The sequence below is a fragment of the Listeria monocytogenes genome, from assembly GCF_041765605.1.
Lineage (GTDB): Bacteria > Bacillota > Bacilli > Lactobacillales > Listeriaceae > Listeria > Listeria monocytogenes_D.
In genome coordinates this window covers 2,675,242-2,699,704 of sequence record NZ_CP168900.1, presented here as the reverse complement: position 1 = coordinate 2,699,704, position 24,463 = coordinate 2,675,242, and the positions used below count along the sequence as shown (strand labels likewise).

Sequence of the window (24,463 nt, the reverse complement as noted above, 5' to 3'; positions counted from 1 at the left end):
TTGGGGAAATACTATTGGCACGTGTCAAGGCTTGGAGGGAAGCCGTCGGAAATTCGACACTATAATCATATTACAAAAATGTATAGATTTATTTTGCGAAATCCTGCTATGTTCAAAGACAAAACTTTAACGATTTATGATGACGCAAAACCAGTTACAAACATGAAATTTAACGAAATTAGGTATAGAGCTAGTCTGAATTTATGCGAGACGGTAGAACGAAAGTACGTGTTATCGCTTACTCAAAGGCTTACGGAAGAACAGAAGGAGGCTAGAAAGTGAAGTTTTTAGATCTGTTTGCAGGTATTGGCGGATTTCGTTTAGGTATGGAACGCGCCGGACATGAGTGCGTGGGCTATGTTGAAATTGATAAATTCGCACGAAAGAGTTACCAAGCAATTCACGATACGGAAGGAGAGTGGACACGTGAAGACATCACAAAAGTTACAGATGAGGAGTGGAGAACGTTGCGCGGAACAGTTGACATTATTTGCGGAGGATTTCCTTGTCAATCATTCTCAATCGCAGGAAAGCGACTGGGCTTCGAAGAAACTCGAGGAACTTTGTTCTTTGAAATTGCTAGAGCAGCTAAACAAATCCAACCACGCTATTTATTCCTTGAAAACGTTAAAGGGTTACTATCGCACAACAAAGGAGAAACGTTCGCTACAATCCTTACCGCGCTTCATGAACTGGGGTACGATGCGGAATGGCAGATTCTTAACAGCAAAGATTTCGGAGTCCCACAAAACAGAGAACGCGTGTTCATTATCGGACATCTTAGAGGAGCAGGTGGACGAGAAATATTTCCTCTCGCAGAAGCATCTAGAACGGCTGATGAAAGCAGAGTCATTGCAAACACGCTTACTGCCCGATACCCATACAGTCAACGAGAAGGCACATATATTGAAACGACAAGGAAAAGCGAGCAAGTAATGCCAGTTTTAACACCAGATAGAATTATAAAAAGGCAAAATGGACGAAGGTTTAAAACACTAGGTGAGCCAGCGTTCACTTTAACCGCTCAAGATCAGCACGGAATCATTGTGTTTGGTGAACTGGAAGGATCAGGACGAGAGCAAAGTAACCGTATTTATAGCGAAAAAGGTTTGGCTCCAACTTTGACGACGATGCAAGGCGGTGGACAAGAGCCAAAAATAGCAATAGTCGGAAATGTGAATCCTAGTAAAAGAGGGATGAATGGTGAAGTTTATTCAAGTGAAGGGTTAGCGCCAACATTAACAACAAATAAAGGCGAAGGTCAAAAAGTAGCCATTATTCAAAAAGCGCGTGGCTATAACAAGGGAGGAAAACACGACATAGCGCCTACATTATCATCAAGTAGTTGGCAAGAAAATAATTTATTACAGAAAGGTAATTTCAGAATTCGAAAACTAACACCTCGTGAGTGCTGGCGCCTTCAAGGATTTCCGGATTGGGCATTTGATCGAGCAGCAGAAGTAAATAGCAATAGTCAATTATATAAACAATCAGGAAATAGCGTTACAGAGAATGTAATTTGGAAAATAGCGAAATTATTTAAGGAGGAACAAGCATGAATTTCAAAGTAGGAGATAAAGTTACTTGGATTAAAGATAAAAATGTTATTGGGAAGGTAGTTAGCATTAACGATTTTAGACCACCAGAAATGGAGTGCGCGGTTGATTTTGGATTTAGCGATTTGGTGTTTTGCAGTAGAGAGGAATTGATTTTAGACGAAAGCGCGACAAAACAAGAATCTGTTATCTGTACAATGTGCAAACAAGAAATTGAAGAAGGCTCATATTTATTAAAAGTACGTGAAGATTTATTCTGTGGAAATTGTTATGAAGAGCAACCGGTAGTATTTTATTATCGACTAAATGGTGATGACGGCTGGATGGACGATTCGGAAGCTAAAGAATACAGACTTGAGGATTACTTGGAGGAAGTGGAGGGTGAAGACAATGAGTAAAAACTTGTATGCAATCAAGCAAGATGGCTTGTACAAACATTTTCCACACAGTTGGTATGATGCTAATCTGTCTAAAGATTGCTTATTTGTAAACCGAGAAACAGCAGAAAATAACTGTGCTTTAAATGGTTCTGACGAAATAGTAGAAATCAGTTTAGTAGAAGTGGAGGCTGAAGCATGAGCAAATACTTCGAATACACACGAGAAGAAAACGAATATTATGCGCTAATTAAAGCAGAAAGCAAAAAACAAGCTGATTTTATCTATAAACGTGATGTTGCTGCTCGCGAAGAAGAATTTGCAATATCAGGACTGATGACAAAATTCATCACTACAGAATTAACAGAGCAAAAAGCGCTGAAACTCTTCATGTCATCCTTGCAAGAATATGAAACAGAGGAAGAAATAAAACAAGGGTTTTATGAAACTTCCAATGAAACGATTTTACTAATTGATGCTGATTTAATTTGAGATTGGAGGGCGAATAATGAGAGACATTGAATATAGAGCGTTTGTAAAAGAAACTAAGAAAATGCTTCCAGTCACTGATTTGTGCTTTAACGAAACAGAAGCTGTAGGTGTGAGCGGTTGTGGTAATGCGAAATGTACGCTGTGCGTCGACTGGTACAGCTTTGATGATGCCGTACTGATGCAATATACAGAAAGGCAAGACATTCACAACAATAAAATATTTGAAAAGGACATTGCAACTTGTCAGTTTTTCGACAAAAAAATTACTGGTCTTATTGAGTTCATCGAATATATGTGGGCAGTGAATGATCGCAAGAATCAACGACTATATCAGTTGAACGAAGTTAGCAATATTGAAGTTGTTGGAAATGTGGAAGAAAATCCGGAATTATTGGAGGAACAGTAAATGACGTTAAGAGAAGCATTAGAGAAGCACACAAGATATATCATATTTTGCGGTACGTGCGAGTGTGGAGAAGCTAAATACGATTTGATTGTTGACGGAGACTTGATGTATCCGCCTGTGCACGAATCCACTATTTTGGAAGTAAATCCGGATTTATTGGAGGGAACGGAATGAAACACGGACAATGGATGTTAAATGGCACAGACGGCGACAGATGGGAAGCTTGCGAATATTTTGATACAAATGAAGAAGCCATATTTTATGGAATTGAGTTGTTAACTGAATACAATAGTTTAGATAATAAACAACGCAGAGATTATGATTTATCCGATGGATTAAACCTATATCCATGTGAACATGAAAACATTTATACATTTTTCGTTGGTCAAATAGAAGAAGTCGAATTTCCTACCGAAGTAGATACTTTGCTTGAAAATATAGCTCAATGCGTTTATGACGAAGTTGGGGAGTGCGGGGAGGAATATTTGAATGACGTAACTCAAGAACATAAAGAACAATTATCAGATTTGATATATGAATGGGCTAAACAACGAGATTATTTACCATCATGTTTTAAGATTGAAATGGTGGAAGAAATTGATATTAGAAGTTTCGAAGAGGTGGCGGAATGAGTATTTTAGCATCTATAGGGATATTAGCTGTAGCAAGTATCTTTACTTTAATCTTAATCTTTATTTTTGATAGGTATAAAAACAAAAGAGCCTTGAGGGATTTGCGAATCGGAGATGAGATAAAAGAAAAGGGAGGCATAATCACAGTCTATGGCGTGGTTGTGCAGATTTACGACACGAGTCAAGAAGTAGTTCTGCTATGCTCAAGCGGAGGACGTTTATTTAGGACTGTAAAACCGGGGGATTTTATTAAAACAGGTCTTTGCTTCACTGTGACCGAATTAAACGAAAATCGTTCTGACTACAGTAAGAAACTATACAAAGAAGCTGACGAATTGTTAAACAGTTACACAGCTTTTAATGGCAAATACAACAACTAAAGAGAGGAGCTGAAAAGAAGAATGAAAAAAGTCGGATTTTATTTTTCCAGAGAACCTGACGAAGCACGTTCAAGCTGCCCGGAATGTGGTTGGATGAATACAACTTCTAATGCAATAGCTATTTTTGAAAGTATAAAAATTAATCGTCCGGTATATGTCCAATGTACAGCGTGTAAAACATGGTACAACATTGGTGGAGGCGATTGGATGGCTGGAAAATGACCGATACTAATTTCAGTGATTTATTTAAAATCGACCCAGCGATTGAAATGCCAAAACTACTACCTTGCGATATGTGCGGAGGAACTGGAACTATAAAAGTACTTGTCGCTTACGCTCGATACAATGCAAGTGATTTAACAAGAGCAAAATATGTGGATTGTCCGAAATGTAAAGGAGTTGATTGGAAGAATGACTAAAACACACGAATTAAAAATAACACCCGATTTTTTTGCAGCTGTGACGGAAGGGCGTAAAACCTTCGAAATTAGAAAGAATGACCGTGACTTCCAAGTAGGAGATATTTTGATTTTACGCGAATGGAACAATGAATTTTCAGGCTTTCAGATCGCTGTTGAAGTAGTTTACATGACAGATTATGAGCAAAAAGACGGATTTGTCGTCTTAGGGATTGTATAGGAGGTAATCAAATGACTAATACAATAAAAATATCTGAAATAGATAAAGTGTTCCAGATTGCAACGAAAAGTGGATGGGTTGCGAAAACGGGAACACAAGTGACGATTGACGGAATAGACTTTGCAATTTATCCGGAAAGGGCATTAACCCAAGTATTCTTGCACGTTAATGAAATATCTAGTGGAGCTTCATTGTTAAATTATCCAATCGATCTCATAGATTTCCTAGATGTAAGCACTCGCAATACAGCAATTGAATTTTATAAATATAAAGTGATTCCTTTAATCCAGAAAAAAATCGAAGCAAATGGATTAGACAAATTTAGAAAAGAAGTTGAAAAAACAAAAAAATATATGGTTGAAACTCACGGAGAACGACCGGAAATTAAAGATTTTGAGGGGGAAGGTAAATGATGAATCGTGTAGTACTTGTAGGACGACTAACGAAAGACCCGGATTTAAGATACACACCAGCAGGCGTAGCTGTTGCGACTTTTACGCTAGCAGTAAATCGCCCATTTAAAAATGCACAAGGAGAACAAGAAGCAGATTTCATTAATTGTGTTGTTTGGCGTAAACCAGCAGAAAACGTTGCTAATTTCTTGAAGAAAGGAAGCATGGCGGGCGTTGATGGACGAATTCAAACCCGTAATTACGAGGATAGCGACGGTAAACGAGTTTTCGTTACAGAAGTAGTTGCTGAGTCAGTTCAATTCTTAGAGCCTAGAAACCACGCAGAGGGCGATACATCGAATAATTACCAAAATCAAGCTAATTATTCAAACAACAATCAAACAAGCTCATATCGAGCGGATACGAGCCAGAAGAGCGATTCATTTGCAAACGAAGGTAAGCCGATTGATATTAATCCGGATGATTTACCTTTCTAAAGGAGTGAAAACAAAATGGAAATTTGGAAGGATGTACCAGGATATGAATTAATCTATCAAGCTAGTAACGAAGGTAATATAAGAACGCATGAAGAAAAAACTACATTTTCAAGTAAACACGGAAAGCGCAGATGGAAGCAAAGAATTTTAAAACAGAAGCAAGATAAAGGTGGATATAAACGCGTTTCTCTATGGAAGAATGGAAATAGTAAGGATTATTTAGTTCATAGGATTATTGCATTAACGTTTATTCCGCAAATACCAAATAAAACCTTAATTAACCATAAAGATTGTAACCCAAGTAATAATAACGTTAATAACCTAGAATGGTGTAATTATAGAGAAAATTTATTACACGCATTCGACAATCGTTTAAATGAAAACGCACAAGCCATAGTCTTGGTTAATTCTAAAACTAAAGAAACTAAATATTTCCGGAGCAAAACAGAAGCTAGTCGCTTTTTAGGGAAAAGCCACGGTTATATATCACAAAAGCTCAAAGAAGGAAGCACCGTTATTGGCAATTTTGAACTATTCGAAAGGATTTCTAAAAATTAATAAAAGGGTGAATAAAAATGACAGCAGAAACAGCAATAAAAAAGTTGAGAAATAGATCAATGAGCATCAGACAAATGGCTAATGCGATTGCAGAAGTCACAAACTACCAAATTAGCGAAATCGAAAGTATGGGGGACGAAGAGATTGAGGCGAAATATACGGCGTTCGTCATTAACGAGGCGAACGAGTACGCGAAGTAAATATAATGCGAAGAAAGTTGTTATTGACAATATAAAGTTCGATAGCAAAGCGGAAGCAGCATATTATCAGCAATTGAAACTATTAAAAATGACTGGTGAAGTAGTGAGTTTCGATTTACAGCCAGAATTTGTGCTACAAGAAAGCTTTCGGAAAAATGGGAAACTGTATCGAGCGATTAAATATAAAGCTGATTTTCTCGTTCGTTACAGTGATGGACATGAGGAATTAATCGACATAAAAGGCATGTTAACAAAAGAGTTTCGAATCAAACAAAAACTTTTCGAACTGCGTTATATGCAATCAATTAAGTGTTTGAAGCTGAAAGGGCGAAATTTCGTGGAGGTGTGACAAATGGCGGTAATGGAGATAACGAAGAGTAAAGCGAGGCAGCGGGAGATAATTAGTTATATAGCAAATAACGATGTAGAGCTTGACGAATTACTAAAGTTGCAAAAAGAACTCAATCAACTAATGAACGAGAATACAATAGAAAAGCAAAAAACTTACTGGACCAAAACGTTCGATCGAATCGTGAAAAAGAAAAAACGGCCGGAAATTACAATTCGTGAATTCGCTGATTTACGTAATGCAGGACTAACGTGTTACGCAATCGCAGAGCATTTCAAAGTGTCGAAGGCTGTAGTTTTCAATTACACACAAAGAAACAAAAAAGAATACTATCAGATTTTTGACATGAACGAATATCAAAAAAATAAGGAGATATGGAATGATTGATAAAGTAGCGAAATTTATAGGAGCTTTCACTATTTACGCCTTATGGGTTCTAGTACTGATTTTTGTACTAGGATTAGCAGTTAAAGGGATATTTTGGGCTTGGAGTAATATGTTTTAGGAGGATGAAAATGCAAATTGAAAAGTTAAATGTATTTACCAGAGAAACAATTTGTCACGGAGAGGACATAGAAATCGCTAATTATAATATTGAATTAGAAGCAATTAGTGAAGAATCTTTTATTGATACAGCTGAAAAGGTTGAGAAAATAAGGGAGTTTATCGAAAATTTATAAAGTGATGGGGGCGACTTTATGGGACAACTATTCAATCTACCACAAGTTGAAGATATTAACTACATTCAGACAGTCAGAGCAGTAAGAAAGTTCTTTAAAGACTATTTAATGCTGCGAGTGATGGCAGGAAGTCGTAAATTGCCAACAATGACGACAACATACAAATTAACGCCACCGAATTTCAGTAATGAATTTCATTCAAAAGTAGAAGATGCTGCAATTCATAATGTCGATAACGTTCATGCGGCACAAGAAGCGGTTAAAAAATACGATGCTATTTTGAATCAACTTGAGCACATTCATAGAAAGATACTCTTTGAGAAGTTCATTCATAACTTACAAGATATAACTATTATGCTTGATATTCCTTACGAAGAAAGGCAATACAAAAGAGAGAAACGGAAGGCTGTTATTGAATTAGCAACAACACTTGGGATTGAAGTGCTAAATTGAAAATGGCACTTTTCTGGCACTTTTTGAGCAAAAAAAGGTGATAATATGATATTAGTGAGAAGTAAAGATGATTACAAAAATAAAATTTTATGTTGAGTCTGCACTTTACTTCTCACATCCTATCCATACTGGATGTAAAACACGCTTGTGGCGTTATGCTGTACGTTAACAGTTTATACTCGTGACGGAATAGGTAGACGAAGCACAGGATAGAACTAGTGTGGCTAAGAAACGTATGTCTTAGCTTAAAACTCCTGTAAAACAAATTAATTAGTTCATGCAAGGTGCAAATCCTTGCCGAGTATATTTAAACGACAATGCCTTCTCTCTATTTAATAGCAGATAAGTTCTGACAGGAAGGCTTTTAATAGCCAGTCTCATGCTGTACGCAGTATGTAGATACCTCAGCCAAATTGGTAAGCACTAAGCATATTAAATGAGGAAACAAAAGACAAGACGAAGACGTTCGTCACCGTAGAAGTCTACTGGTTTCATAACTACGGATATTAAATAATAGTTATAGCTCCGATTATTCGGGGCTTTTTTGATACATAAAAATAAAGGGGGAAGCTTATGGCGATTCCAAAACAGGTTAAAATAGGCGCTGTTAATTACGATGTTCAAGAAAAAACTTTAGTTGATAATGACGCGGATAGTTGGGGAGTATGTGTCTTTTATGATAATCATATCGAAATTTTAGAAGGATTATCCGAAGAAAGAAAAGAACAAATATTGGTTCATGAAATAGTACATGCAATCTTTTATGAATCGGGCTTTGAAGAGCAAGACGAGGATGTAGTAAATAGAGTGGGAATTACATTGCATCAGTTCTTGAAGGATAATAATTTATTTCATAAGCAAGATGTAGATTAGATTTCAGTTAATTAAAATAAGGGAGTTGGTGATATGTAGTGAAACTAACCGAAAAACAAAAACGATTTGCAGATGAATATATAAAGTGCGGTAATGCTACAGAAGCCGCTCGCCTTGCTGGTTATAGCTCGAAAACGGCTAATCGTATAGCGACCGAAAACTTGTCAAAACCAGTTATAAAAGGCTATATAGACAAGGTTTTAAGTGAACTCGAAGAAAAGCGAGTGATGGGCTATACAGAGGCTATGCAATTATTCACCGAAATAGCTCGAGGTGAAATGGAAGAAGAAGTAATTGTTTCGAATGGAGATGGCTTTTCCGTCGTTACAAAGAGTGCTGACATCAATCAACGGGTATCAGCGCTAAAAGAGATTGTTAAGCGCCATGTAGCAGGCGGCAGAGACAAATTACAAGAAGAGCTTATTCAAGCGCAAATCAATAAGTTAAGAGCAGATACAAAGCAAGAAAGCAATCAAGGAACAACAACAATTATCATGTCGAACGTTGATGAAATGCAAGCCTACCTTGACAAAAAGGCAGGTGGCACCGATGAACGCGACGATACACAAACAACTAATTGATTACCAGGTTATCAATGTAACAGATATGATTAATCCTGCTTTTTATGACTTGTGGCTATCTAAACATAATCACATCATAGCCAAGGGCGGACGTTCTTCTATGAAGTCGTCTGTTATCAGTTTAAAGCTAGTTGAGAAGAAAATGGCTAATCCGCAATCTAATATGGTGTGTCTTCGTAAAGTAGCTAATACACTTTATAAGTCAGTCTATCAGCAGATTAAATGGGCTTTATATGAAATGGGCGTTGCGGACCAATTTAACTTCGGTAAATCACCAATGGAAATTATCCACAAAAAATGGGGAACCGGCTTTTATTTTTCTGGTTGTGATGATCCAGCAAAGCTTAAATCTATGAAAATACCGGTCGGTTATGTTAGCGCTCTTTGGTTCGAGGAATTAGCCGAATTTTCCGGTGTGACTGATATTGATGTGGTAGAAGATACATTTATCCGCGAAGATTTACCAGATAATCAAGAAGTTACAACGTACATGTCATTTAACCCGCCTCGAAATCCTTATGAGTGGGTGAATGAATATGTAGATAATAGACGAAGTGACGATGATTATTTAATACATCACACCACTTACTTGAATGATGAAAAAGGCTTTTTATCTAAGCAAATCATTAAGAAGATTGAGAAATACAAGAAGAACGACTTCGATTATTATAGATGGATGTATTTAGGTGAAGTAATTGGTCTTGGCGATAATGTTTATAACATGAACCTGTTTCAATCGCTTAATGCTATTCCTGCGGATGACAGGCTTATTTTAATTGACTTTGCTATTGATACAGGACATCAAGTTTCAGCTACTACGTGTTTAGCTTTCGGGCTTACAGCAAAGCGAAATGTAATTTTATTAGACACGTACTATTATAGCCCCGCAAACCAAGTGGTTAAGAAAGCGCCTAGCGATTACTCAAAAGAGCTGAGAGAGTTCATGACTAAAGTTGTGAAAATGTACAGCGTTCCAGTTGATACGCAGACAGTTGATAGCGCAGAAGGTGGACTTCGTAATCAGTATTACAAGGATTACGGCATTAGCTTACATCCTGTGGCAAAAAGCAAGAAAGTAGATATGGTTGACTTTGCATGTGATTTGTTAGCGCAAGGTCGTTTTTATTATCTTGATATACAAGAAAATCAAATATTCATCGAAGAGCATCGTAAGTATCAGTGGGATGTTAAAACAGTTAATACAGATAAGCCTGAGGTCATCAAAGAAGACGATCATACGTGTGACGCTTTTCAATATTATGTAAAAGATAATTTACGCAAATTGGGGCTCAAATATTAGGAGGTGAAAACCTTGATTAATCAAATAATCGCAAGCGTGAAAGGAGTGATGCGGAGAATGGGACTATTGAAAGCACTGAAAGATGTAAAAGACCATAAAAAAGTAAATGCTAATGATGAAGATTATAAGTATATTGACATGTGGAAACGGCTGTATCAAGGTCATTACGCCGAATGGCATAATCTCAATTATGAGCATAATGGCAATCCGGTTAACAGACGTCAATTATCTATGAATTTGCCGAAAGTTACAGCTAAGTACATGTCTAAACTTCTTTTTAATGAGAAAGTGAAAATCAATATTGATGATAAAGCCGCTGAGGAATTCGTGCTTAATGTATTGAAAACGAACGGTTTTACAAAAAATATGGAGCGTTACATTGAGTACGGCGAAGCGATGGGCGGTTTTGTGATAAAGGTTTACCACGACGGCAATAAAAACGTCAAAGTTTCATTTGCGACAGCTGATTGTATGTATCCTTTGTCAAATGATAGCGAGAATGTAGACGAATGTGTTATATCTAATAGTTTTCATAAAAACGATAAATATTATACGTTGCTCGAATGGCTCGAATGGAAAGGGGAGAAAGTAGAAGTATACACAGTCACAACGGAGTTATACCAATCAGACGACCCGAACGAGCTTGGTACAAAAGTAAGTTTAGCGTTACTGTTTGATGATATTGAGCCTGTTGCGTCATTGTCAAAGTTTACACGTCCGACATTTACTTATATCAAACCTAACATTGCGAATAACAAGAATCTAACGAGCCCGCTCGGCATTTCCATTTATGCTAATGCATTAGACACATTAAAAACGCTTGATTTGATGTTCGATTCATACTATCAAGAATTTAAATTAGGCAAAAAGAAAGTGTTGGTGCCTTCGAGCTTCGTTAAAACGGCTGTTAACTTGGATGGCTCGACTTCACAGTATTTCGATTCAACTGATGAAGCATTCTTTTTATATCAAGGTGACCAGGATGCAGATGGTAAATCAGTAAAAGATATATCTGTAGAGATTCGTTCAACTGAGTTTATCGAGTCTATAAACGCAATGCTACGCATTTATGCGATGCAAGTTGGATTATCTGCTGGCACATTCACTTTCGATGAAAACGGCTTAAAAACAGCTACAGAAGTTGTAAGCGAGAAGTCAGAAACCTATCAAACTAAAAACAGTCATTCGCAACTAATCGAGCAAGGCATAAAAGAAATGATTGTGAGCATTCTTGAGGTCGGGAAATTTATTGAGGCATATTCTGGCGATATAGTTGAGTTAGACACGATTACAGTCGATTTTGACGACTCTATAGCGCAAGACGAAGATACAACTATCAATCGTTATACTACTGCGAAAAACCAAGGTATGATTCCGCTGAAAATTGCTTTACAGCGTGCTTGGAATATTACCGATGCAGAAGCGGAAGAGTGGAAAGAAGAGATAGAAAAAGATGCACGAGCAGAAATTCCGGGGAATGATTTATCTGGATTGTTGGGAGATATTGAGCTACCAGATGAAAACGCGGACGGGACATTAGAAGCTAGTGCTGTTGCAGGCGAAACTATTCAAGAGGTGTCACTAAACGGCGCTCAAATAACTTCATTAGTCAATATAGTTCAATCAGTGGCTAAAGGAGAGCTTCCTTATAATTCAGCACTTGAAATGATTGTTGCTGCATTTCCATTTGATGAAGAAAAAGCGAGAAAGATTTTAGCGGATGCTGGCAATGGCTTCACTATCAAAGAGAAGGAAAAGACTTCTAAAAAGGAAGTGGATTAGATGGCACTAACTCCACGACAACTTGACTTATTTGTGCAACCGGTCGTTGATGTATACACAACGCTCGAAAATGAACTGTTCACTCTTATTGTTAGACGATTGAAAACAAAGAAAAATATCAGCGCTGACAATGTGTTGGCTTGGCAAATAGAAAAACTTAATCAAGTTCATGCACTAGATCAGCAAATGATAAATAAAATTTCCAAAGCTTCCGGCGTTTCGACTAAGAAGCTTTTTTCTATTGTCAAAGACGCAGGATATAGCGATTTAAAACAAGTAGATAACTATTTCAGTAAATTAGCCGAAGCAGGTGCTGTGTTGCCGCTTGTGGGTGACGGGCAAACGATAGTCGATAAAGTAATGAGAAGTTATTTTAAGTTAGCGCAAAGCAACTATAAGCGCATCAATCAAACGATGTTATCGCAAGCAAGACAAATATACTCAGATATCATACACGAAACGACACAGAGCGTCTTAGCCGGTTTAAAAACACATAGACAAGCATTAGCTGAAACAGTAACTAAATTCGCTGAAAATGGCGTTCCTGCGCTTGTAGATAAAGCTAATAAGCGGTGGACACCTGAAGCATACGTCCGAACCGTTACAAGAACAACCGTCAACAGCGTTTATAACAGCATTGAAGACGAGCGAATGAATGAATTCGGCGTTGATTTAGTGCGTATTTCGCAACACATAGGCGCTCGACCAACATGTTCAATCATTCAAGGCAAAGTTATCTGTTTGTTATCTGTTGAAGAAACTCGCTCAAAATATGGCAATAAATACATGTCTATTTATTCACCAGAATTGCGGTATGGATACGGTGATGGTGTTTTCGGTTGTAATTGCCGTCATCATCGTTTTGCTTTTATTGAAGGCATTAACATTGCGCCGGACGAGAGCGAGCTAGTAGACGAAGAAGAAAACAAACGCGTTTATATGTTGAGTCAGCAACAACGATTGATGGAACGTGATATAAGAGCAGCTAAACGCAAATTATCAGCTGCCGAAGAGCTCGGTGATGAACTAGCAGTTAAAAAGGCTAAACAAGCTGTTAGAACGAAGCAAAGCAAGCTAAGGACATTTGTAAAAACGCACAATTTAACAAGACAGTATAGCAGAGAAAAAGTATATGCCTAACATTCGACCTGTTCGGAAGTCGTAAAAAGACGGCTCTCGCGGTCGTTGCCGCGTAAAAATATCGGAGGAGGAACAAAGATGCAAAGAGAATATTTAAAGGGTTTAGGCTTGGAGGATGAAGTCATTAATAAAGTGATGGCTGAAAACGGTAAGGACATTACAGCTGCTAAACAACAATTATCTGAGGTGGAAGCAGAGAGAGACGGCTTAAAAAGCCAGCTAACACAACGGGACAAAGATATTGACGATTTGAAAAAAGATTCTGGTACTAGTGAAGAATTGAAAAAACAAATCGAGGACTTGCAGCAAAAAAATACAGATTTAGAGTCCAATTACCAATCTGAAATTGCCGAAACCAAAAAGAATTCAGCTATTGAACTGGCACTTGCTAGTGCAAAAGCGAAAAATCCAAAGGCGGTAAGAGCACTTTTGGATAACGACAAACTAGAATTAACAGATGAAGGGTTGAAAGGCCTTGACGAACAGCTAGGAGCATTGCAGGAAAGCGATGCTTATTTGTTTGCTCAAGAAAGCGAAGCGGTTCCGAAATTTGGATTCAGTGGCAATCCAACAGCTCCGGCTGGTTTCAGCGGTTCGTTGAAGGAAAATTTAAAATCAGATTCATTTAATTTAACAAAATTTTTAACAGAAAAAGGAGAGAGTGAATAATGGCAAATGAAATCACAAAATTATTAGACGTAGTAACACCAGAGGTTTTTAATGCGTACATGGATAACTTCACATCTGAAAAATCAGCAATTATCCAATCGGGAATCGCAGTTGCTGATCCAAGCGTTGCGCAAAATATTACAGCGGGCGGGTTACTTGTTAATATGCCGTTTTGGAACGATTTAGACGGCGAAGATGAAACTTTAGGTGACGGTGAAAAAGGACTAGAAACAGGTAAAATTACGGCTAGCGCTGACATTGCGGCGGTAATGTATCGTGGGCGCGGCTGGTCAGTCAACGAACTTGCGGCGGTCATTTCAGGAGACGACCCTTTAGACGCTTTAATGGGCAAAATCGCTTCTTGGTGGATGCGTCGAGAGCAAACTGTACTAATTTCCGTGTTAAATGGACTGTTCGCTAAAAACGGTGCATTGGCAAGTTCCCACTTGCTATCAAAACCAACATCTGCAATTTCGGGGAATTTAGTATTAGATGCAAAACAGCTTCTTGGAGATTCTTCGGATCGTTTAAGCTTAATGGTTATGCATTCAGCGGTTTATACAGCCTTGCAAAAACAAAACTTAATTGCATTTATTCCAAATGCTCGTGGGGAAGTCAATATCCCAACTTATTTAGGATATCGTGTAGTTGTAGACGACGGAGTGCCTTCCACAGGAACAGGAGCAGCAAAAGTATACACTTCATATTTATTTGCAACAGGTTCCATCGGAAGAAACATAGGGAACCCAGCTAAGTTAACAACATTTGAAACAGCTCGTGATGCTTCTAAAGGTAATGACCAAGTGTTTACTCGACGTGCTTTCACAATGCACCCATATGGAGTTAAATTTAAAAATGCAGTTCGTGATGCTAACGAAATCACTCCAACAAATGCGGACCTAGCAAAAGCTGGAAACTGGGAAAAAGTTTACGAAGATAAACAAATCGGTATCGTTGGTATTCAGCATCTAGTTGAAGAATTACCAGCTAGCGGAGCATGATAAAAGGGGGCGAATATTATGCCTTACACGACACTAGAATTTTATACTAACGAGTATGCTGGGGAACATTTGGAACAAGATGAATTTGACAAACTGTTAAAGCACGCTGAAAGAAAAATCGATTCAGTGACATTTTACCGAATACGAAAAAGCGGGATTGAATCGTTTAGCGAATTTATTCAGCATCAAATACAGTTAGCTACTTGTAATCAAATCGAGTATTTCAAAGAGGCGGGCGGAACAAGTGAGTTAGCTGTTTCCAAGCCGGATAACGTGAGTATTGGGAGAACTTCTATTAGTGATAGTAACTTTGCATCAACTGCTACATCGCTTAATAGCGGATTAGTAGGCAGTGATGTAAGGTCCTATTTAGCGCATACAGGTCTTCTTTACAACGGGGTAGGTGTTCGTTAATGAAAGTAGTAAAACCGATAACAAACGCCCCTCCGTTACCTCTCGATTGGTTAATTCATAACATAAGCTATGAAGCGTATAAAGAAGAAGGTAGACACAATGAGGTCGGTTATGAAAAAGGCATTGAGATTGAACATGTTCGTGTCGATTTCTCAAAATCAAATCAAATCGCGGGATTATCTGATAGTGATAGATATGACGCGGTTATTTTTATTGATGCAGTGAACAGCATGAACGTGCCATATGATTTTATAAGTAGATCGAGAATTTTTTTCTCTGGAAAAGCTTATAAGATTGTTAAAGTTATACCTTGCTATGCCACTTCTAATAGCGTGCATCATTGGGAAATCGAGGTGGTTTGATGCCGATTAAAGTACGTGTGGACCTCTCAAAAGCAAAAGGGAGCGTAAAAAAGGCGAAAGAAAGAGGTCAGTTTGCTTTAATTAACCAAGCGGCTGCGGATATTGCGCTTTATGTGCCGTTTTTGGAGGGTGATTTATCAAATCAATACGTTATTATGAACGACAAAGAAATAATGTGGACATCTATTTATGCACGGAGACTCTACAACGGAATAAACTTCAATTTCACACTCTCACATCATCCGTTAGCTGGTCCTAAATGGGACCAACGTGCAAAAGTAGATAAGCTAGAAAGTTGGATAGAAGTAGCACAAAAAGCGGTTGAGGAGGGACTATAATGTCATTAGATTTTTTAGATAGTGTTATGGATGCTATCGAAAACAACGTCGATTTAAAAGATATGAAATTAAGAACAGCGATATTAAAACCCGAGTCAATCGCTTTGCTACTGACTCCAAATAACGATAAACAAGGTTATCAAGACGGCTCTTATGAGCGGTCTTTTTCTTTTAACCTAAACGGCTCTAGCAAGGAAGAAATGAAAGTTTTAAATGTGTTGAATGCAATTACTGCTTATTTTGATAACACAGAATTAGAAAGCATTCAGAGCTTAAATAACAGCTTTGTGCTAGAAGACAAAGAAACAACTAGTGTGCCGAACCTCGTTTCTGCTAGTGACGATGGAACGTTTATTTATAGCGCTAGTTTCAAAATCAAATTATATATTGAAAGCGAGGAAAAATAAAAATGGCTAGAATTAAAAATGCGAAAACGAAATACTTTGTAGCTGAAATTGTTGATGGTGTGGGCGAGCCAGTATGGAAACGCCTGTCAAAATGGATTACAAACGTTTCAGATGATGGGTCTGATAACACTGAAGAGCAAGGCGATTACGACGGCGATGGCAACGAAAAAACAGTTGTTTTAGGTTACTCAGAAGCTTACACGTTTGAAGGGACACACGATCGTGAAGACGAAGCGCAAAACTTAATTGTCGCTAAACGTAGAACGCCAGAAAACCGCGGCATTATGTTTAAAATCGAAATTCCGGATACTGAAACAGCTATCGGAAAAGCGACTGTATCAGAAATCAAAGGTTCCGCTGGTGGCGGTGATGCTACAGAGTTCCCAGCATTTGGTTGTCGCATTGCTTACGACGAAACACCAACAATTACTAAACCCTGATGAGAGCCCGTCCAGCGTTGTAGTGGACAGCGAAACAATCACAATTAAGGTAGGGGAAACAGTTGCTTTAACAGCTTCTGTTTTACCTACTAACGCAAGCCAAGAAGTAACTTTCACTTCTTCTAATCCGCCTAAAGCAAAAGTTAACGCAAGTGGCGTGATTGAGGGAATGGCAGAAGGAACAGCAACTATTACAGTTGCATCAAAAGAAAAAACATCAATTAAGAAAACTGTTGAAGTAACAGTAGAAGCAGCAGAATAATAAACAAAGCCCTTACTTTTGCAGTAGGGGCTTATAAATTGGAGGAAAACATAAATGGCACAAAATAATGTAATTAATATTCAATTAGAAGAGTCGTATCAAGAATTTCAACTTGGGACGGAGCTGTTTAAAGTCGGGTTAGGCGATGAAATGCGCCGTAAATGGATTGAAGCGGATGAGAAGTACAAGAAGAAACTGGAAAAGTTAAATAAATACAACATTGATAATACAGACGAAATGAGTTCAGAAGATTATTTTGCTTTAGAAGAAGATGTAAAAGAGGCTTTAACTGAAGCATATGCAGTTTTATTAGATGATGAAGAAGCATTCGCTAAATGTTACAAGCAGTGCAAAGATATTTTAAAAATGTATCAAGTTTATGATCAAGTTGCAGAAAGTATCGTTGGTTCAGTAGAAAAACAACAAAATGAAATTCAAAAGAAATATCAAGCTAAAATGACTAAAAAAGCGAAGTGATATAAATGCTTTCTCTCGCTGATGGAATAGATGATATTTACGTTTATAAAAATGAAAAATATCAACTTGATTTATCTTTTGATAATGTACTTCGAGTAATTGAGTTAACAGAGAATAATCAGCTGACAAATGACTTTAGAGTTAACCTTGCAGTTGATGTTTTATTCGAAAATGTAATGCCGTGGAACCCTTATGATGAAGACAACCCATTTTCGAATATAGAAGAAAAATCAATCGTGTTACTTGATATCTTTGAAAATTATATAGTTAAAGATAATGACGAAGGTATTCAGTGCGATATAGACGGTAATCCAATGCCGAGCGCAACCAATGAAGATGGCGAAGAACCTGCTTATTATTCACTAACACAAGATAGTGACTATATTTTTGCTTCATTTTTACAAGATTACAATATCGATTTAATAGAAGTACGGGGAAAGCTCCACTGGTACAAGTTTAGAGCTTTATTTGAGAGCTTGCGAGACGACACAGCTATTAAATCTATCATGAGCATTCGACAGGCTGAATTGCCAAGTGGAAAGGGAACGGAAAAAGAACGTGATGCACTAATCAAGTTGAAAAATCATTACAAATTAAAAGATTAGAGGTGAGAACATGAGTGATGGATCAGTAGTAATTGAGATTAGTTTAGACGATACAAAAGCAGACAAACAGCTTGATACGTTCGAAAAAGATTTGGCAAAAGCGGGGACTAACGCGGGGGCGGCATTAGATAAAGCATACAGAGAAGCGGTATCTGATATTGCAAGTCAATCAAAACGATTAAAAGACACGTTTGTAAATGCGTTTAAATCGATGGGAAATGCTGGATCAAATGCTTTAAAAGCTAGTTTAAGCTTTATGCGTGAATTGCCTGCAAATGTTGGTTCTGCATTATCCAAACTCGCCTCAACTGTCAAAACCGGATTCGTAAACGCTGCTAAAGCATCTATTACAGCTGTTAAAAATCTAGGAACGAGCATAAAAAACACAGCGGTTAATATCAAAAACGGCTTCTTTTCAATTGCTAAGACAGTGCAAAGCAGTATTGTGTCAGCTGTCAAAACATCAATTAATGTCATTAAATCCATCCCCGGCGCAATTAAAAGTGCTGGAAGTAGTATTAAATCAGCATTAGTAAGTAGTTTACAAGCAGCTAAAATGGCTGCTATTTCTTTTGCTCAAACTTCTGTAAATGTAATTAAAAGTATACCTGGAGCAGCAAAAACAGCAGCTGTTACAGTGAAAAACAGTTTCGTAGTAGCTTACAAAGCGGTGGTAGTTGCTGCTTATATGAGCGTAAAAGGAACTATTAGCGCTGTGAAAGCTATTCCTAACGCAACAAAATCAGCGGCGTTAGCAATAAGTAGCGCAATGAAAACAGCGTTTAGCGCAGTAGTGAGTGCGGCGAAAACAACAGGAACTACCGTAAAAACAGCACTAACAACTGGTTTTAGTGCAATTAAATCTGGAGCGAAAACAGCTGGTCAAGTTGGAATATCAGCGTTAAAAGGGCTCGGAAACATTGCTAAAAATACTGGTTCACTAATCAAAAATGGATTAGTTAGTGGTTTTAATGCGGCTAGGTCAGCAGCTAAAGGTGCAGGCGCTGGGATGCGTGAAGCGCTTAAAAATTCAGTTGAAAGACCGGCAGAACAAGCTCGATTTAGTATTCTCAAATTAGCAGCGGCGTTTGGATTAATTGCAGCAACAAAAAACGTGGTAGGTAGCGCAATCGGTCGTGTTGATACGATTGATACAGCAACTAAATCCTTAACAGTACTTACTGGTTCTGCAAAAGATGCACAACTTGTTATGAAAGACTTAACTGCTGCTATCGATGGTACACCAATCGCATTAGATGCTGTCGCGTTAGGTGCTAAAAAAATGGTCGCGGCTGGTATGAAAGCGGCGAATGTAAAACCTGTTTTCACCGCTATTGCTGACGCTGCCTATGGGGTCGGAAACGGTTCAGAATCAATTGACCAGATGACAGATGCAATTTCTGCGTTACAAGCGTCTGGCGTTGCTTATGCGGATGATATTAATCGCTTAGTTGACGCGGGTGTTCCTGCATGGCAAATTTTAGCTAACTCCACAGGGAAAAGCGTTGGAGAAATGAAAAAATATGTTTCCGAAGGATCTTTAGAATCAACAAAAGCTATCGCAATGCTAACAAAAGGTATTGAAGAAGGAACAACTGGAATGGCTGGGAACACGGCTAAAATGGCGGGTCTAGCAAAAACAGCAGGTAATACTATTAGCGGGTCATTTGCAAACATGAAAACAGCAGCAGTTAAAAGCTTGGCCAACATTGCAGAAAATTTAAAAGGCCCGATTATTCAAGCGCTAGATGTTGCTAAAAACGCATTTAAACAGTTTGCGTCAGTAACAGCTAGTCCAGAATTTCAGAAAAAGCTTTCTGATATGATTCAGAAAATAAAAGAATTAATACCTGTACTAATCGAATTAGCTCCAATTTTAGCGAAAGTGGCTGCTGGATTTATCGCATTTAACATCATTAGTAGTGTTTATTCTAAAATAGCTGGTTTGGTAGGAGCTATCAAAGGTTTAGCTTCTAGCGGTTCGTTGCTTGGAAGTATTATAAATACAGTTAGAGGCTCATTCTTGGCTTTGAAAGTCGCTCTAGGTTCAGCTACGGCGGCTTTTGGTGTTATCGCCGCCGTTATTGGCGCTGTAATTGCAGTTTTATATGGCATGTATGCAGCTTTTAAAGAAAATACAGCAAATATTAAAGGCTTTCTATCTGGAATGTTCGATGCAGTTAAAAACTCTTTCGGCAAGATAGTAGATGTTTTTAAACAAATTGTATCTGCTTTGAAGCCTGTAGGGAGCGGTTTTAAAGATATCTTAAAATATGTTGGTGTTGGCGTTTGGGTCGCTTTTGGTATTGTGCTAGCGACTGTCGTTGATATTATTCAAGTGCTAGCCAGAATAGTTCTAGTGGCTATTAAAGCTTTGCAAGGTCTATATTATGCTCTAAAAGCAGCCAATCAAGCCGCACATTGGGACCTTAAAGGTGCTAAGAAAAGCATTGAGCAATCAAAAGATGCTTTTGTAGATGCTGGTTCTGCAATTAAAGACGCATTCAATAAAGATAATTATGCCCTAACTGGGACAATTGAATCGCTCAAAGAAATGGGAGGAGAAGCAGAAAAGACTGGAACAAAAGCGGAAACGTCGAACAAAAAAATATCTAGTAGCTTGAAATTAGTTGAATCAACAGCAAAGCAGACAGAAGCAACTGTTTCTAAATCAAATCAAGCTATCGATACTATGCTATCTGGTGGCGTTGATCAATACGGGAACAAACTAAACGAAAAAACAAAATCATTTTTGAATGCTGCTAAGGAGCTATATAGCAATTATCAAGAATCAGCCCAAAAATCGCAAGACAAATACACAGCAGCAATGGAAAAAGCACAAAGTCTTGAAGGAGAAAAACGTAAAAAAGTTATAGCAGATGCAAACGCAACGTTAGTAGCAGAGATTGACAAAAATAACGGTACCCTTTTAACTCTTCAAGCAGATTATGCAAAACTACTAAAAGATAATAAATGGGTTGATGGTACAGAGTTAACGGCACAACAAAAGAAATTTTTACAACAACAAACGGCGGATATTCAAGCAGAGTTAGCAAAACAAAATCAACTATATGTAGAAGGTAACTTGTTGAAATTAGCAAACGGCAAGACGTTAAACGAAAAAGAACGCGCTACAAGCATTGAAGTGCAAAAAAGCTTATATGGCGATAGAAAAAAAGCCGTTGAAACAGGCGAAAAAGAACTAGCTGATTTGAAAAGAAAAAAAAGCGATGCTACAACTGAAACTGAAAAAGCAAACTATCAAATTCAAATTGACGAACAAACTAAGAAGAACAAAACATTAGCTGGAAACTTACAAAAATGGGCTAGTGAAATGAATGCTATTATCGCGAACGGCGGGACTTTAAACGCAGAAACTTTTGCAAAAGGTTTGTCAGAAATGGGAAATATTAGTGATGAACAATTAGGTGCCGTTTGGCAAGACTTTGTAAAAGTAAGTGGTTCCATTGATAATACGTTAGCCGGGCTAGCTGCTGTCATGAGTCAACGCGGAGGCGAAGGAGTACAAGCGTTTGTAACCGCACTTCAAAGCGGAGACTACACAACAGCAGCATTAAAAATCAATGACGACGTTTTAAATACTATTTCAGGGCTTCCGAATAGTATGTTTTTGAATGGTCAGAGCGGAAAAGACCAATTCCTTTTAGCTATCAAATCAGGCGATTTTCAAGGAGCAGGAAAGTTTCTTCTTGATGGCGTAAAAATGGGTGCTGACCCATTACCAGGAGAGATGGAAAAGAATGGTAAAAAATCAGGAGATGCTCAAGCAAAAGGTGTGAAAAGCACCGCTGAAGCAAATAAGTCTGCTGGTAAGGAAATCAAGAATAATGCGAAAAGCGGAGCGTTTGACCCGAATTTGTTCAAAATGACAGGTTCGAAAAACAGCTCAGGGTTTAATAACGGTATTTTAGGCGGAAAAGATGGGGCGTTTTCTGCTGGAACAAGCGTTGGAGGTTCTGCGAAAAGCGGGGCAGCTTCGGTTGATTCTAGTGGAGTTGGTTCTGATTTCGCGGCAGGTTTTGCGAACGGAATTAGAAGCGGGGCGGGAGCTGTAGGAGAAGCTGCTGCTAGTATTGCAGCGAAAGCATTAGCAGCTGTACAGAAAAAACAAGACTCGCATTCACCTTCTAAGAAATCTAAAAAACTAGGTGGCGATTTTGGTTCTGGTTATTCGCTGGGAATTGCGAGCAAAACAAAAGCAGTTACGAAAGCGGCAAGTAATCTTGTTGCTGGGGCGCTTGGAACTGAATCGCAAATCAAAAAACTGTCTAGTACATTGAAAGATAAGATATCCTCAGCGATTGACGCGGGATTACATTCTAAGAATAAGAGTGCCGGGCAACTTAAACAAGCAAAAGCATTGAATAGCATCGAGGGTTATATCGCTCAACAAACGAACAAATTAGCAGCGACAGCTAAGAAACGTGATAAAGTAGTCGCTCAATTAAAAGCCGCTAATACAAAAATGGCAGACTTGACGAAGCAGAGTAAAGAGTATGCTGCTTCAATCACTGAGAAAATGCAGTCTTATGGATCTATTAGCAACGTAGACCCAGATAATCCAAAATCGATTCAACAAGAAATGCAGAAACGCTTAAAAGAAATCAAAGCTTTTCAAGCGAATGTGGAAAAATTGCGCAAAAAAGGCGTTAGTAAAGACATTATAAGCGACATCTTAGAATCGGGAGTAGAAAATGGTTCATCGTATGCGCAAGCTCTTGCTAAATCTGATGCTAAGACTATCAAGGCGATTAATAGCACGCAGAATCAAATCAATTCAGCGTCTAAGTCAATGGGTAACACAGCGGCTAATGCGATGTATAGTGCCGGTATTAACGCGGCGAAAGGACTTATAAACGGACTTAACAGTCAGAAGAAGCAACTAGAAAACACAGCTAAGAGCATCGCTAATACAATCACTAATTCGGTGAAAAAGGCGCTTAGAATTCATTCGCCTTCACGTGTTGCGGTTGAGTTAGGTAAGTTCTTTACTGGCGGTCTTGGAAATGGGGTCTTAGCTGGTGCTAAAGGTGCGGTGCAATCAACTAACAAAATGGTTGATAAAGTAGTAAATGCTGCTTCTAATATGACCGTTCCGGCTATAACTTTGCCGAAAATTTCAGCTGAAAAAGCGCTTGGTCTAAAAAGCGTAGATCTAAACAGAACTATCACAGTCAAAACAATCATTGATAACAAAACAAAAGAGTCTAGCAATGCAGATTTAATCAAGGCAATTCAACAATCTGGGGACAGACCTATTATTTTTAACGTCGATGGTAAAAATTTAGCAGAAAATGCAAACAATAGAATAGGTACGATGGGTAATTTAGGACTTTACGGAGGTGGCTTACTTTGAACAAAAAAACAGATTTATATTTAATGCAAGCGAATAAAATTATCAAGTTAAACGAAAAACATAACTTTGAAATAAGTGAAGTAAGCCGCGCTAGTCCTCAAATTATCAATAATTATACTAGCTATGAGTTTAGCGACGGCAATCGTTCGAGTGATAGTAATTTCGATAGCTTTGATATTGAATTTACATGCAGATTTACAACGAACGGAAATGTAGATTATCACGTTCGACTTGATGAATTATTCGAGGATATTTTTATCAGAAAAGAATACTACATTTTTCATACGAAAACGCCCGGAAAAAAATATTGCGTTCATCCGGGCGCTTTTGATGTAGAAAGAAAAGCGGCTGGACATGCGCAGTTTACGCTAACATTTGAAGTCTTTAAAGGATTTAGCGAATCGCTAGGCACTAGCCTTTCTCCTTTTGCTTTCAGCGAAGGGATATGGCAAGCGGGGCAAGGTATTGTATCGCGAAATTATAAGTATAGGCACACATCAAACAGATTTATTGTGTATAACGCAGGGAGCTTCGATATTGACCCTAGAATGCACGATTTAAGAATTACTATTAAGAACTGTCGAAGTGATGGGCTATTAACAATAAACAACAAATCTACTGGTGAAAAATTCGTATTCAATGAGAAAATCTACGCTTATGACACGATCGAACTGGACGGCAGTAACATCTTGAAAAACGGAGTGCGTTGCGGCCGGAAAACAAATCTCGGTCTTATTTCGTTATTATCTGGTGAAAATGAAATCGAAATCGAGAATGTAAGCAATATCGAAACAACGTGGGATTTTCCGTTTTTATATAAATAA

At 38.1% G+C, this 24,463-nt stretch carries 38 protein-coding genes; all 38 read left to right on the top strand.

Annotation, left to right across the window (positions count from 1 at the left end):
• The 38 genes from AB2Q86_RS13770 to AB2Q86_RS13585 all read left to right on the top strand — a co-directional run bounded on the left by AB2Q86_RS13770 (position 1) and on the right by AB2Q86_RS13585 (position 24,463).
• Positions 1–282 (top strand): hypothetical protein, encoded by a 282-nt coding sequence (locus AB2Q86_RS13770; protein ID WP_014589141.1) that lies wholly within the window; start codon positions 1–3, stop codon positions 280–282.
• A complete protein-coding gene (gene dcm / locus AB2Q86_RS13765) occupies positions 279–1,559 on the top strand; it encodes a DNA (cytosine-5-)-methyltransferase (RefSeq protein ID WP_014589047.1) in 1,281 nt (426 codons plus the stop codon). Before AB2Q86_RS13770 ends, dcm begins: the two co-directional genes overlap by 4 nt.
• Positions 1,556–1,954 carry a hypothetical protein gene (locus AB2Q86_RS13760; protein ID WP_010991289.1) on the top strand — a complete coding sequence of 133 codons (399 nt, stop codon included), beginning with the start codon at positions 1,556–1,558 and terminating at the stop codon, positions 1,952–1,954. The genes dcm and AB2Q86_RS13760 overlap by 4 nt, the downstream gene beginning before the upstream one ends.
• Positions 1,947–2,135: a hypothetical protein gene (locus AB2Q86_RS13755; RefSeq protein ID WP_010991288.1), complete on the top strand. Its 189-nt coding sequence runs from the start codon at positions 1,947–1,949 to the stop codon at positions 2,133–2,135. The genes AB2Q86_RS13760 and AB2Q86_RS13755 overlap by 8 nt, the downstream gene beginning before the upstream one ends.
• Complete coding sequence (locus tag AB2Q86_RS13750; RefSeq protein WP_012581477.1) at positions 2,132–2,425, top strand: hypothetical protein; 294 nt, start codon at positions 2,132–2,134, stop codon at positions 2,423–2,425. Before AB2Q86_RS13755 ends, AB2Q86_RS13750 begins: the two co-directional genes overlap by 4 nt.
• Before the next feature lie 16 nt (positions 2,426–2,441).
• Positions 2,442–2,831 (top strand): YopX family protein, encoded by a 390-nt coding sequence (locus AB2Q86_RS13745; RefSeq protein WP_012582385.1) that lies wholly within the window; start codon positions 2,442–2,444, stop codon positions 2,829–2,831.
• Entirely contained in the window at positions 2,832–3,005 is a 174-nt protein-coding gene (locus AB2Q86_RS13740; RefSeq protein ID WP_012582386.1) for a hypothetical protein, read from the top strand.
• Positions 3,002–3,463: a hypothetical protein gene (locus AB2Q86_RS13735; protein WP_012582387.1), complete on the top strand. Its 462-nt coding sequence runs from the start codon at positions 3,002–3,004 to the stop codon at positions 3,461–3,463. Before AB2Q86_RS13740 ends, AB2Q86_RS13735 begins: the two co-directional genes overlap by 4 nt.
• Positions 3,460–3,843: a hypothetical protein gene (locus tag AB2Q86_RS13730; RefSeq protein ID WP_012582388.1), complete on the top strand. Its 384-nt coding sequence runs from the start codon at positions 3,460–3,462 to the stop codon at positions 3,841–3,843. The genes AB2Q86_RS13735 and AB2Q86_RS13730 overlap by 4 nt, the downstream gene beginning before the upstream one ends.
• Positions 3,844–3,864: 21 nt before the next feature.
• Entirely contained in the window at positions 3,865–4,065 is a 201-nt protein-coding gene (locus tag AB2Q86_RS13725; protein ID WP_012582389.1) for a hypothetical protein, read from the top strand.
• Positions 4,047–4,262 (top strand): hypothetical protein, encoded by a 216-nt coding sequence (locus tag AB2Q86_RS13720; protein ID WP_014589140.1) that lies wholly within the window; start codon positions 4,047–4,049, stop codon positions 4,260–4,262. Before AB2Q86_RS13725 ends, AB2Q86_RS13720 begins: the two co-directional genes overlap by 19 nt.
• Positions 4,255–4,482 (top strand): ASCH/PUA domain-containing protein, encoded by a 228-nt coding sequence (locus AB2Q86_RS13715; protein ID WP_012582391.1) that lies wholly within the window; start codon positions 4,255–4,257, stop codon positions 4,480–4,482. The genes AB2Q86_RS13720 and AB2Q86_RS13715 overlap by 8 nt, the downstream gene beginning before the upstream one ends.
• Positions 4,483–4,493: 11 nt before the next feature.
• Positions 4,494–4,895 carry a hypothetical protein gene (locus tag AB2Q86_RS13710; protein ID WP_012582392.1) on the top strand — a complete coding sequence of 134 codons (402 nt, stop codon included), beginning with the start codon at positions 4,494–4,496 and terminating at the stop codon, positions 4,893–4,895.
• Positions 4,892–5,371, top strand: a complete 480-nt coding sequence (gene ssb, locus AB2Q86_RS13705; RefSeq protein ID WP_012582393.1) for a single-stranded DNA-binding protein — start codon at positions 4,892–4,894, stop codon at positions 5,369–5,371. Before AB2Q86_RS13710 ends, ssb begins: the two co-directional genes overlap by 4 nt.
• 15 nt (positions 5,372–5,386) lie before the next feature.
• Positions 5,387–5,929, top strand: a complete 543-nt coding sequence (locus tag AB2Q86_RS13700; protein WP_012582394.1) for an NUMOD4 domain-containing protein — start codon at positions 5,387–5,389, stop codon at positions 5,927–5,929.
• Between the two features lie 17 nt (positions 5,930–5,946).
• Positions 5,947–6,129 (top strand): hypothetical protein, encoded by a 183-nt coding sequence (locus AB2Q86_RS13695; protein ID WP_033533856.1) that lies wholly within the window; start codon positions 5,947–5,949, stop codon positions 6,127–6,129.
• Positions 6,074–6,478: a DUF1064 domain-containing protein gene (locus AB2Q86_RS13690; RefSeq protein WP_014589139.1), complete on the top strand. Its 405-nt coding sequence runs from the start codon at positions 6,074–6,076 to the stop codon at positions 6,476–6,478. Before AB2Q86_RS13695 ends, AB2Q86_RS13690 begins: the two co-directional genes overlap by 56 nt.
• A 3-nt stretch (positions 6,479–6,481) precedes the next feature.
• Positions 6,482–6,865 (top strand): DUF2481 family protein, encoded by a 384-nt coding sequence (locus AB2Q86_RS13685; protein WP_012582397.1) that lies wholly within the window; start codon positions 6,482–6,484, stop codon positions 6,863–6,865.
• Positions 6,858–6,983: a hypothetical protein gene (locus tag AB2Q86_RS13680; RefSeq protein WP_003735129.1), complete on the top strand. Its 126-nt coding sequence runs from the start codon at positions 6,858–6,860 to the stop codon at positions 6,981–6,983. The genes AB2Q86_RS13685 and AB2Q86_RS13680 overlap by 8 nt, the downstream gene beginning before the upstream one ends.
• 10 nt (positions 6,984–6,993) lie before the next feature.
• Positions 6,994–7,158 carry a hypothetical protein gene (locus AB2Q86_RS13675; protein WP_012582398.1) on the top strand — a complete coding sequence of 55 codons (165 nt, stop codon included), beginning with the start codon at positions 6,994–6,996 and terminating at the stop codon, positions 7,156–7,158.
• A gap of 18 nt (positions 7,159–7,176) precedes the next feature.
• The gene (locus tag AB2Q86_RS13670; RefSeq protein ID WP_003735131.1) at positions 7,177–7,611 is read left to right on the top strand and encodes an ArpU family phage packaging/lysis transcriptional regulator; all 435 of its coding nucleotides are present in this window, start codon (positions 7,177–7,179) and stop codon (positions 7,609–7,611) included.
• Positions 7,612–8,184: 573 nt separating this feature from the next.
• Positions 8,185–8,484, top strand: a complete 300-nt coding sequence (locus AB2Q86_RS13665) for a hypothetical protein (RefSeq protein ID WP_012582399.1) — start codon at positions 8,185–8,187, stop codon at positions 8,482–8,484.
• A 38-nt stretch (positions 8,485–8,522) separates the two neighbouring features.
• On the top strand, positions 8,523–9,065 hold the full coding sequence (locus AB2Q86_RS13660; protein ID WP_012582400.1) for a terminase small subunit: 543 nt from the start codon (positions 8,523–8,525) through the stop codon (positions 9,063–9,065).
• The gene (locus tag AB2Q86_RS13655; RefSeq protein WP_012582401.1) at positions 9,034–10,365 is read left to right on the top strand and encodes a PBSX family phage terminase large subunit; all 1,332 of its coding nucleotides are present in this window, start codon (positions 9,034–9,036) and stop codon (positions 10,363–10,365) included. Before AB2Q86_RS13660 ends, AB2Q86_RS13655 begins: the two co-directional genes overlap by 32 nt.
• A gap of 12 nt (positions 10,366–10,377) precedes the next feature.
• A complete protein-coding gene (locus AB2Q86_RS13650) occupies positions 10,378–12,147 on the top strand; it encodes a phage portal protein (RefSeq protein WP_012582402.1) in 1,770 nt (589 codons plus the stop codon).
• The gene (locus AB2Q86_RS13645) at positions 12,148–13,287 is read left to right on the top strand and encodes a phage minor capsid protein (RefSeq protein WP_012582403.1); all 1,140 of its coding nucleotides are present in this window, start codon (positions 12,148–12,150) and stop codon (positions 13,285–13,287) included.
• Between the two features lie 78 nt (positions 13,288–13,365).
• Positions 13,366–13,956, top strand: a complete 591-nt coding sequence (locus AB2Q86_RS13640; RefSeq protein WP_012582404.1) for a phage scaffolding protein — start codon at positions 13,366–13,368, stop codon at positions 13,954–13,956.
• The gene (locus AB2Q86_RS13635; RefSeq protein WP_012582405.1) at positions 13,956–14,957 is read left to right on the top strand and encodes a major capsid protein; all 1,002 of its coding nucleotides are present in this window, start codon (positions 13,956–13,958) and stop codon (positions 14,955–14,957) included. The genes AB2Q86_RS13640 and AB2Q86_RS13635 overlap by 1 nt, the downstream gene beginning before the upstream one ends.
• Before the next feature lie 18 nt (positions 14,958–14,975).
• Positions 14,976–15,371 carry a hypothetical protein gene (locus AB2Q86_RS13630; RefSeq protein WP_010990219.1) on the top strand — a complete coding sequence of 132 codons (396 nt, stop codon included), beginning with the start codon at positions 14,976–14,978 and terminating at the stop codon, positions 15,369–15,371.
• The gene (locus AB2Q86_RS13625; RefSeq protein ID WP_012582406.1) at positions 15,371–15,733 is read left to right on the top strand and encodes a putative minor capsid protein; all 363 of its coding nucleotides are present in this window, start codon (positions 15,371–15,373) and stop codon (positions 15,731–15,733) included. The genes AB2Q86_RS13630 and AB2Q86_RS13625 overlap by 1 nt, the downstream gene beginning before the upstream one ends.
• Positions 15,733–16,071, top strand: coding sequence for a minor capsid protein (locus AB2Q86_RS13620; RefSeq protein ID WP_012582407.1), 339 nt, complete (start codon positions 15,733–15,735; stop codon positions 16,069–16,071). The genes AB2Q86_RS13625 and AB2Q86_RS13620 overlap by 1 nt, the downstream gene beginning before the upstream one ends.
• Positions 16,071–16,478: a minor capsid protein gene (locus AB2Q86_RS13615; RefSeq protein WP_012582408.1), complete on the top strand. Its 408-nt coding sequence runs from the start codon at positions 16,071–16,073 to the stop codon at positions 16,476–16,478. The genes AB2Q86_RS13620 and AB2Q86_RS13615 overlap by 1 nt, the downstream gene beginning before the upstream one ends.
• A gap of 2 nt (positions 16,479–16,480) precedes the next feature.
• Entirely contained in the window at positions 16,481–16,918 is a 438-nt protein-coding gene (locus tag AB2Q86_RS13610) for a phage tail tube protein (protein WP_012582409.1), read from the top strand.
• Positions 16,848–17,180 (top strand): Ig-like domain-containing protein, encoded by a 333-nt coding sequence (locus tag AB2Q86_RS13605; protein WP_069027283.1) that lies wholly within the window; start codon positions 16,848–16,850, stop codon positions 17,178–17,180. The genes AB2Q86_RS13610 and AB2Q86_RS13605 overlap by 71 nt, the downstream gene beginning before the upstream one ends.
• Positions 17,181–17,234: 54 nt before the next feature.
• Positions 17,235–17,657 carry a phage tail assembly chaperone gene (locus tag AB2Q86_RS13600; RefSeq protein ID WP_003769943.1) on the top strand — a complete coding sequence of 141 codons (423 nt, stop codon included), beginning with the start codon at positions 17,235–17,237 and terminating at the stop codon, positions 17,655–17,657.
• Between the two features lie 5 nt (positions 17,658–17,662).
• A complete protein-coding gene (locus tag AB2Q86_RS13595) occupies positions 17,663–18,262 on the top strand; it encodes a Gp15 family bacteriophage protein (RefSeq protein WP_003735024.1) in 600 nt (199 codons plus the stop codon).
• A gap of 10 nt (positions 18,263–18,272) precedes the next feature.
• The gene (locus AB2Q86_RS13590) at positions 18,273–23,639 is read left to right on the top strand and encodes a tape measure protein (protein WP_012582411.1); all 5,367 of its coding nucleotides are present in this window, start codon (positions 18,273–18,275) and stop codon (positions 23,637–23,639) included.
• Positions 23,636–24,463: a phage tail family protein gene (locus AB2Q86_RS13585; RefSeq protein ID WP_012582412.1), complete on the top strand. Its 828-nt coding sequence runs from the start codon at positions 23,636–23,638 to the stop codon at positions 24,461–24,463. The genes AB2Q86_RS13590 and AB2Q86_RS13585 overlap by 4 nt, the downstream gene beginning before the upstream one ends.

Bases quoted from the DNA above. Each gene is read 5' to 3' on its own strand.
- AB2Q86_RS13640 (WP_012582404.1), top strand. From the start codon at position 13,366: ATGCAAAGAGAATATTTAAAGGGTTTAGGCTTGGAGGATGAAGTCATT.
- AB2Q86_RS13675 (WP_012582398.1), top strand. From the start codon at position 6,994: ATGCAAATTGAAAAGTTAAATGTATTTACCAGAGAAACAATTTGTCAC.
- AB2Q86_RS13595 (WP_003735024.1), top strand. From the start codon at position 17,663: ATGCTTTCTCTCGCTGATGGAATAGATGATATTTACGTTTATAAAAAT.
- AB2Q86_RS13600 (WP_003769943.1), top strand. From the start codon at position 17,235: ATGGCACAAAATAATGTAATTAATATTCAATTAGAAGAGTCGTATCAA.
- AB2Q86_RS13620 (WP_012582407.1), top strand. From the start codon at position 15,733: ATGCCGATTAAAGTACGTGTGGACCTCTCAAAAGCAAAAGGGAGCGTA.
- AB2Q86_RS13615 (WP_012582408.1), top strand. From the start codon at position 16,071: ATGTCATTAGATTTTTTAGATAGTGTTATGGATGCTATCGAAAACAAC.
- AB2Q86_RS13630 (WP_010990219.1), top strand. From the start codon at position 14,976: ATGCCTTACACGACACTAGAATTTTATACTAACGAGTATGCTGGGGAA.
- AB2Q86_RS13715 (WP_012582391.1), top strand. From the start codon at position 4,255: ATGACTAAAACACACGAATTAAAAATAACACCCGATTTTTTTGCAGCT.
- AB2Q86_RS13710 (WP_012582392.1), top strand. From the start codon at position 4,494: ATGACTAATACAATAAAAATATCTGAAATAGATAAAGTGTTCCAGATT.
- AB2Q86_RS13645 (WP_012582403.1), top strand. From the start codon at position 12,148: ATGGCACTAACTCCACGACAACTTGACTTATTTGTGCAACCGGTCGTT.
- AB2Q86_RS13605 (WP_069027283.1), top strand. From the start codon at position 16,848: ATGCTACAGAGTTCCCAGCATTTGGTTGTCGCATTGCTTACGACGAAA.
- AB2Q86_RS13730 (WP_012582388.1), top strand. From the start codon at position 3,460: ATGAGTATTTTAGCATCTATAGGGATATTAGCTGTAGCAAGTATCTTT.
- AB2Q86_RS13755 (WP_010991288.1), top strand. From the start codon at position 1,947: ATGAGTAAAAACTTGTATGCAATCAAGCAAGATGGCTTGTACAAACAT.
- AB2Q86_RS13750 (WP_012581477.1), top strand. From the start codon at position 2,132: ATGAGCAAATACTTCGAATACACACGAGAAGAAAACGAATATTATGCG.
- ssb (WP_012582393.1), top strand. From the start codon at position 4,892: ATGATGAATCGTGTAGTACTTGTAGGACGACTAACGAAAGACCCGGAT.
- AB2Q86_RS13610 (WP_012582409.1), top strand. From the start codon at position 16,481: ATGGCTAGAATTAAAAATGCGAAAACGAAATACTTTGTAGCTGAAATT.
- AB2Q86_RS13740 (WP_012582386.1), top strand. From the start codon at position 2,832: ATGACGTTAAGAGAAGCATTAGAGAAGCACACAAGATATATCATATTT.
- AB2Q86_RS13685 (WP_012582397.1), top strand. From the start codon at position 6,482: ATGGCGGTAATGGAGATAACGAAGAGTAAAGCGAGGCAGCGGGAGATA.
- AB2Q86_RS13700 (WP_012582394.1), top strand. From the start codon at position 5,387: ATGGAAATTTGGAAGGATGTACCAGGATATGAATTAATCTATCAAGCT.
- AB2Q86_RS13760 (WP_010991289.1), top strand. From the start codon at position 1,556: ATGAATTTCAAAGTAGGAGATAAAGTTACTTGGATTAAAGATAAAAAT.
- AB2Q86_RS13670 (WP_003735131.1), top strand. From the start codon at position 7,177: ATGGGACAACTATTCAATCTACCACAAGTTGAAGATATTAACTACATT.
- AB2Q86_RS13725 (WP_012582389.1), top strand. From the start codon at position 3,865: ATGAAAAAAGTCGGATTTTATTTTTCCAGAGAACCTGACGAAGCACGT.
- AB2Q86_RS13680 (WP_003735129.1), top strand. From the start codon at position 6,858: ATGATTGATAAAGTAGCGAAATTTATAGGAGCTTTCACTATTTACGCC.
- AB2Q86_RS13655 (WP_012582401.1), top strand. From the start codon at position 9,034: ATGAACGCGACGATACACAAACAACTAATTGATTACCAGGTTATCAAT.
- AB2Q86_RS13590 (WP_012582411.1), top strand. From the start codon at position 18,273: ATGAGTGATGGATCAGTAGTAATTGAGATTAGTTTAGACGATACAAAA.
- AB2Q86_RS13665 (WP_012582399.1), top strand. From the start codon at position 8,185: ATGGCGATTCCAAAACAGGTTAAAATAGGCGCTGTTAATTACGATGTT.
- AB2Q86_RS13625 (WP_012582406.1), top strand. From the start codon at position 15,371: ATGAAAGTAGTAAAACCGATAACAAACGCCCCTCCGTTACCTCTCGAT.
- AB2Q86_RS13735 (WP_012582387.1), top strand. From the start codon at position 3,002: ATGAAACACGGACAATGGATGTTAAATGGCACAGACGGCGACAGATGG.
- AB2Q86_RS13745 (WP_012582385.1), top strand. From the start codon at position 2,442: ATGAGAGACATTGAATATAGAGCGTTTGTAAAAGAAACTAAGAAAATG.
- AB2Q86_RS13635 (WP_012582405.1), top strand. From the start codon at position 13,956: ATGGCAAATGAAATCACAAAATTATTAGACGTAGTAACACCAGAGGTT.
- AB2Q86_RS13695 (WP_033533856.1), top strand. From the start codon at position 5,947: ATGACAGCAGAAACAGCAATAAAAAAGTTGAGAAATAGATCAATGAGC.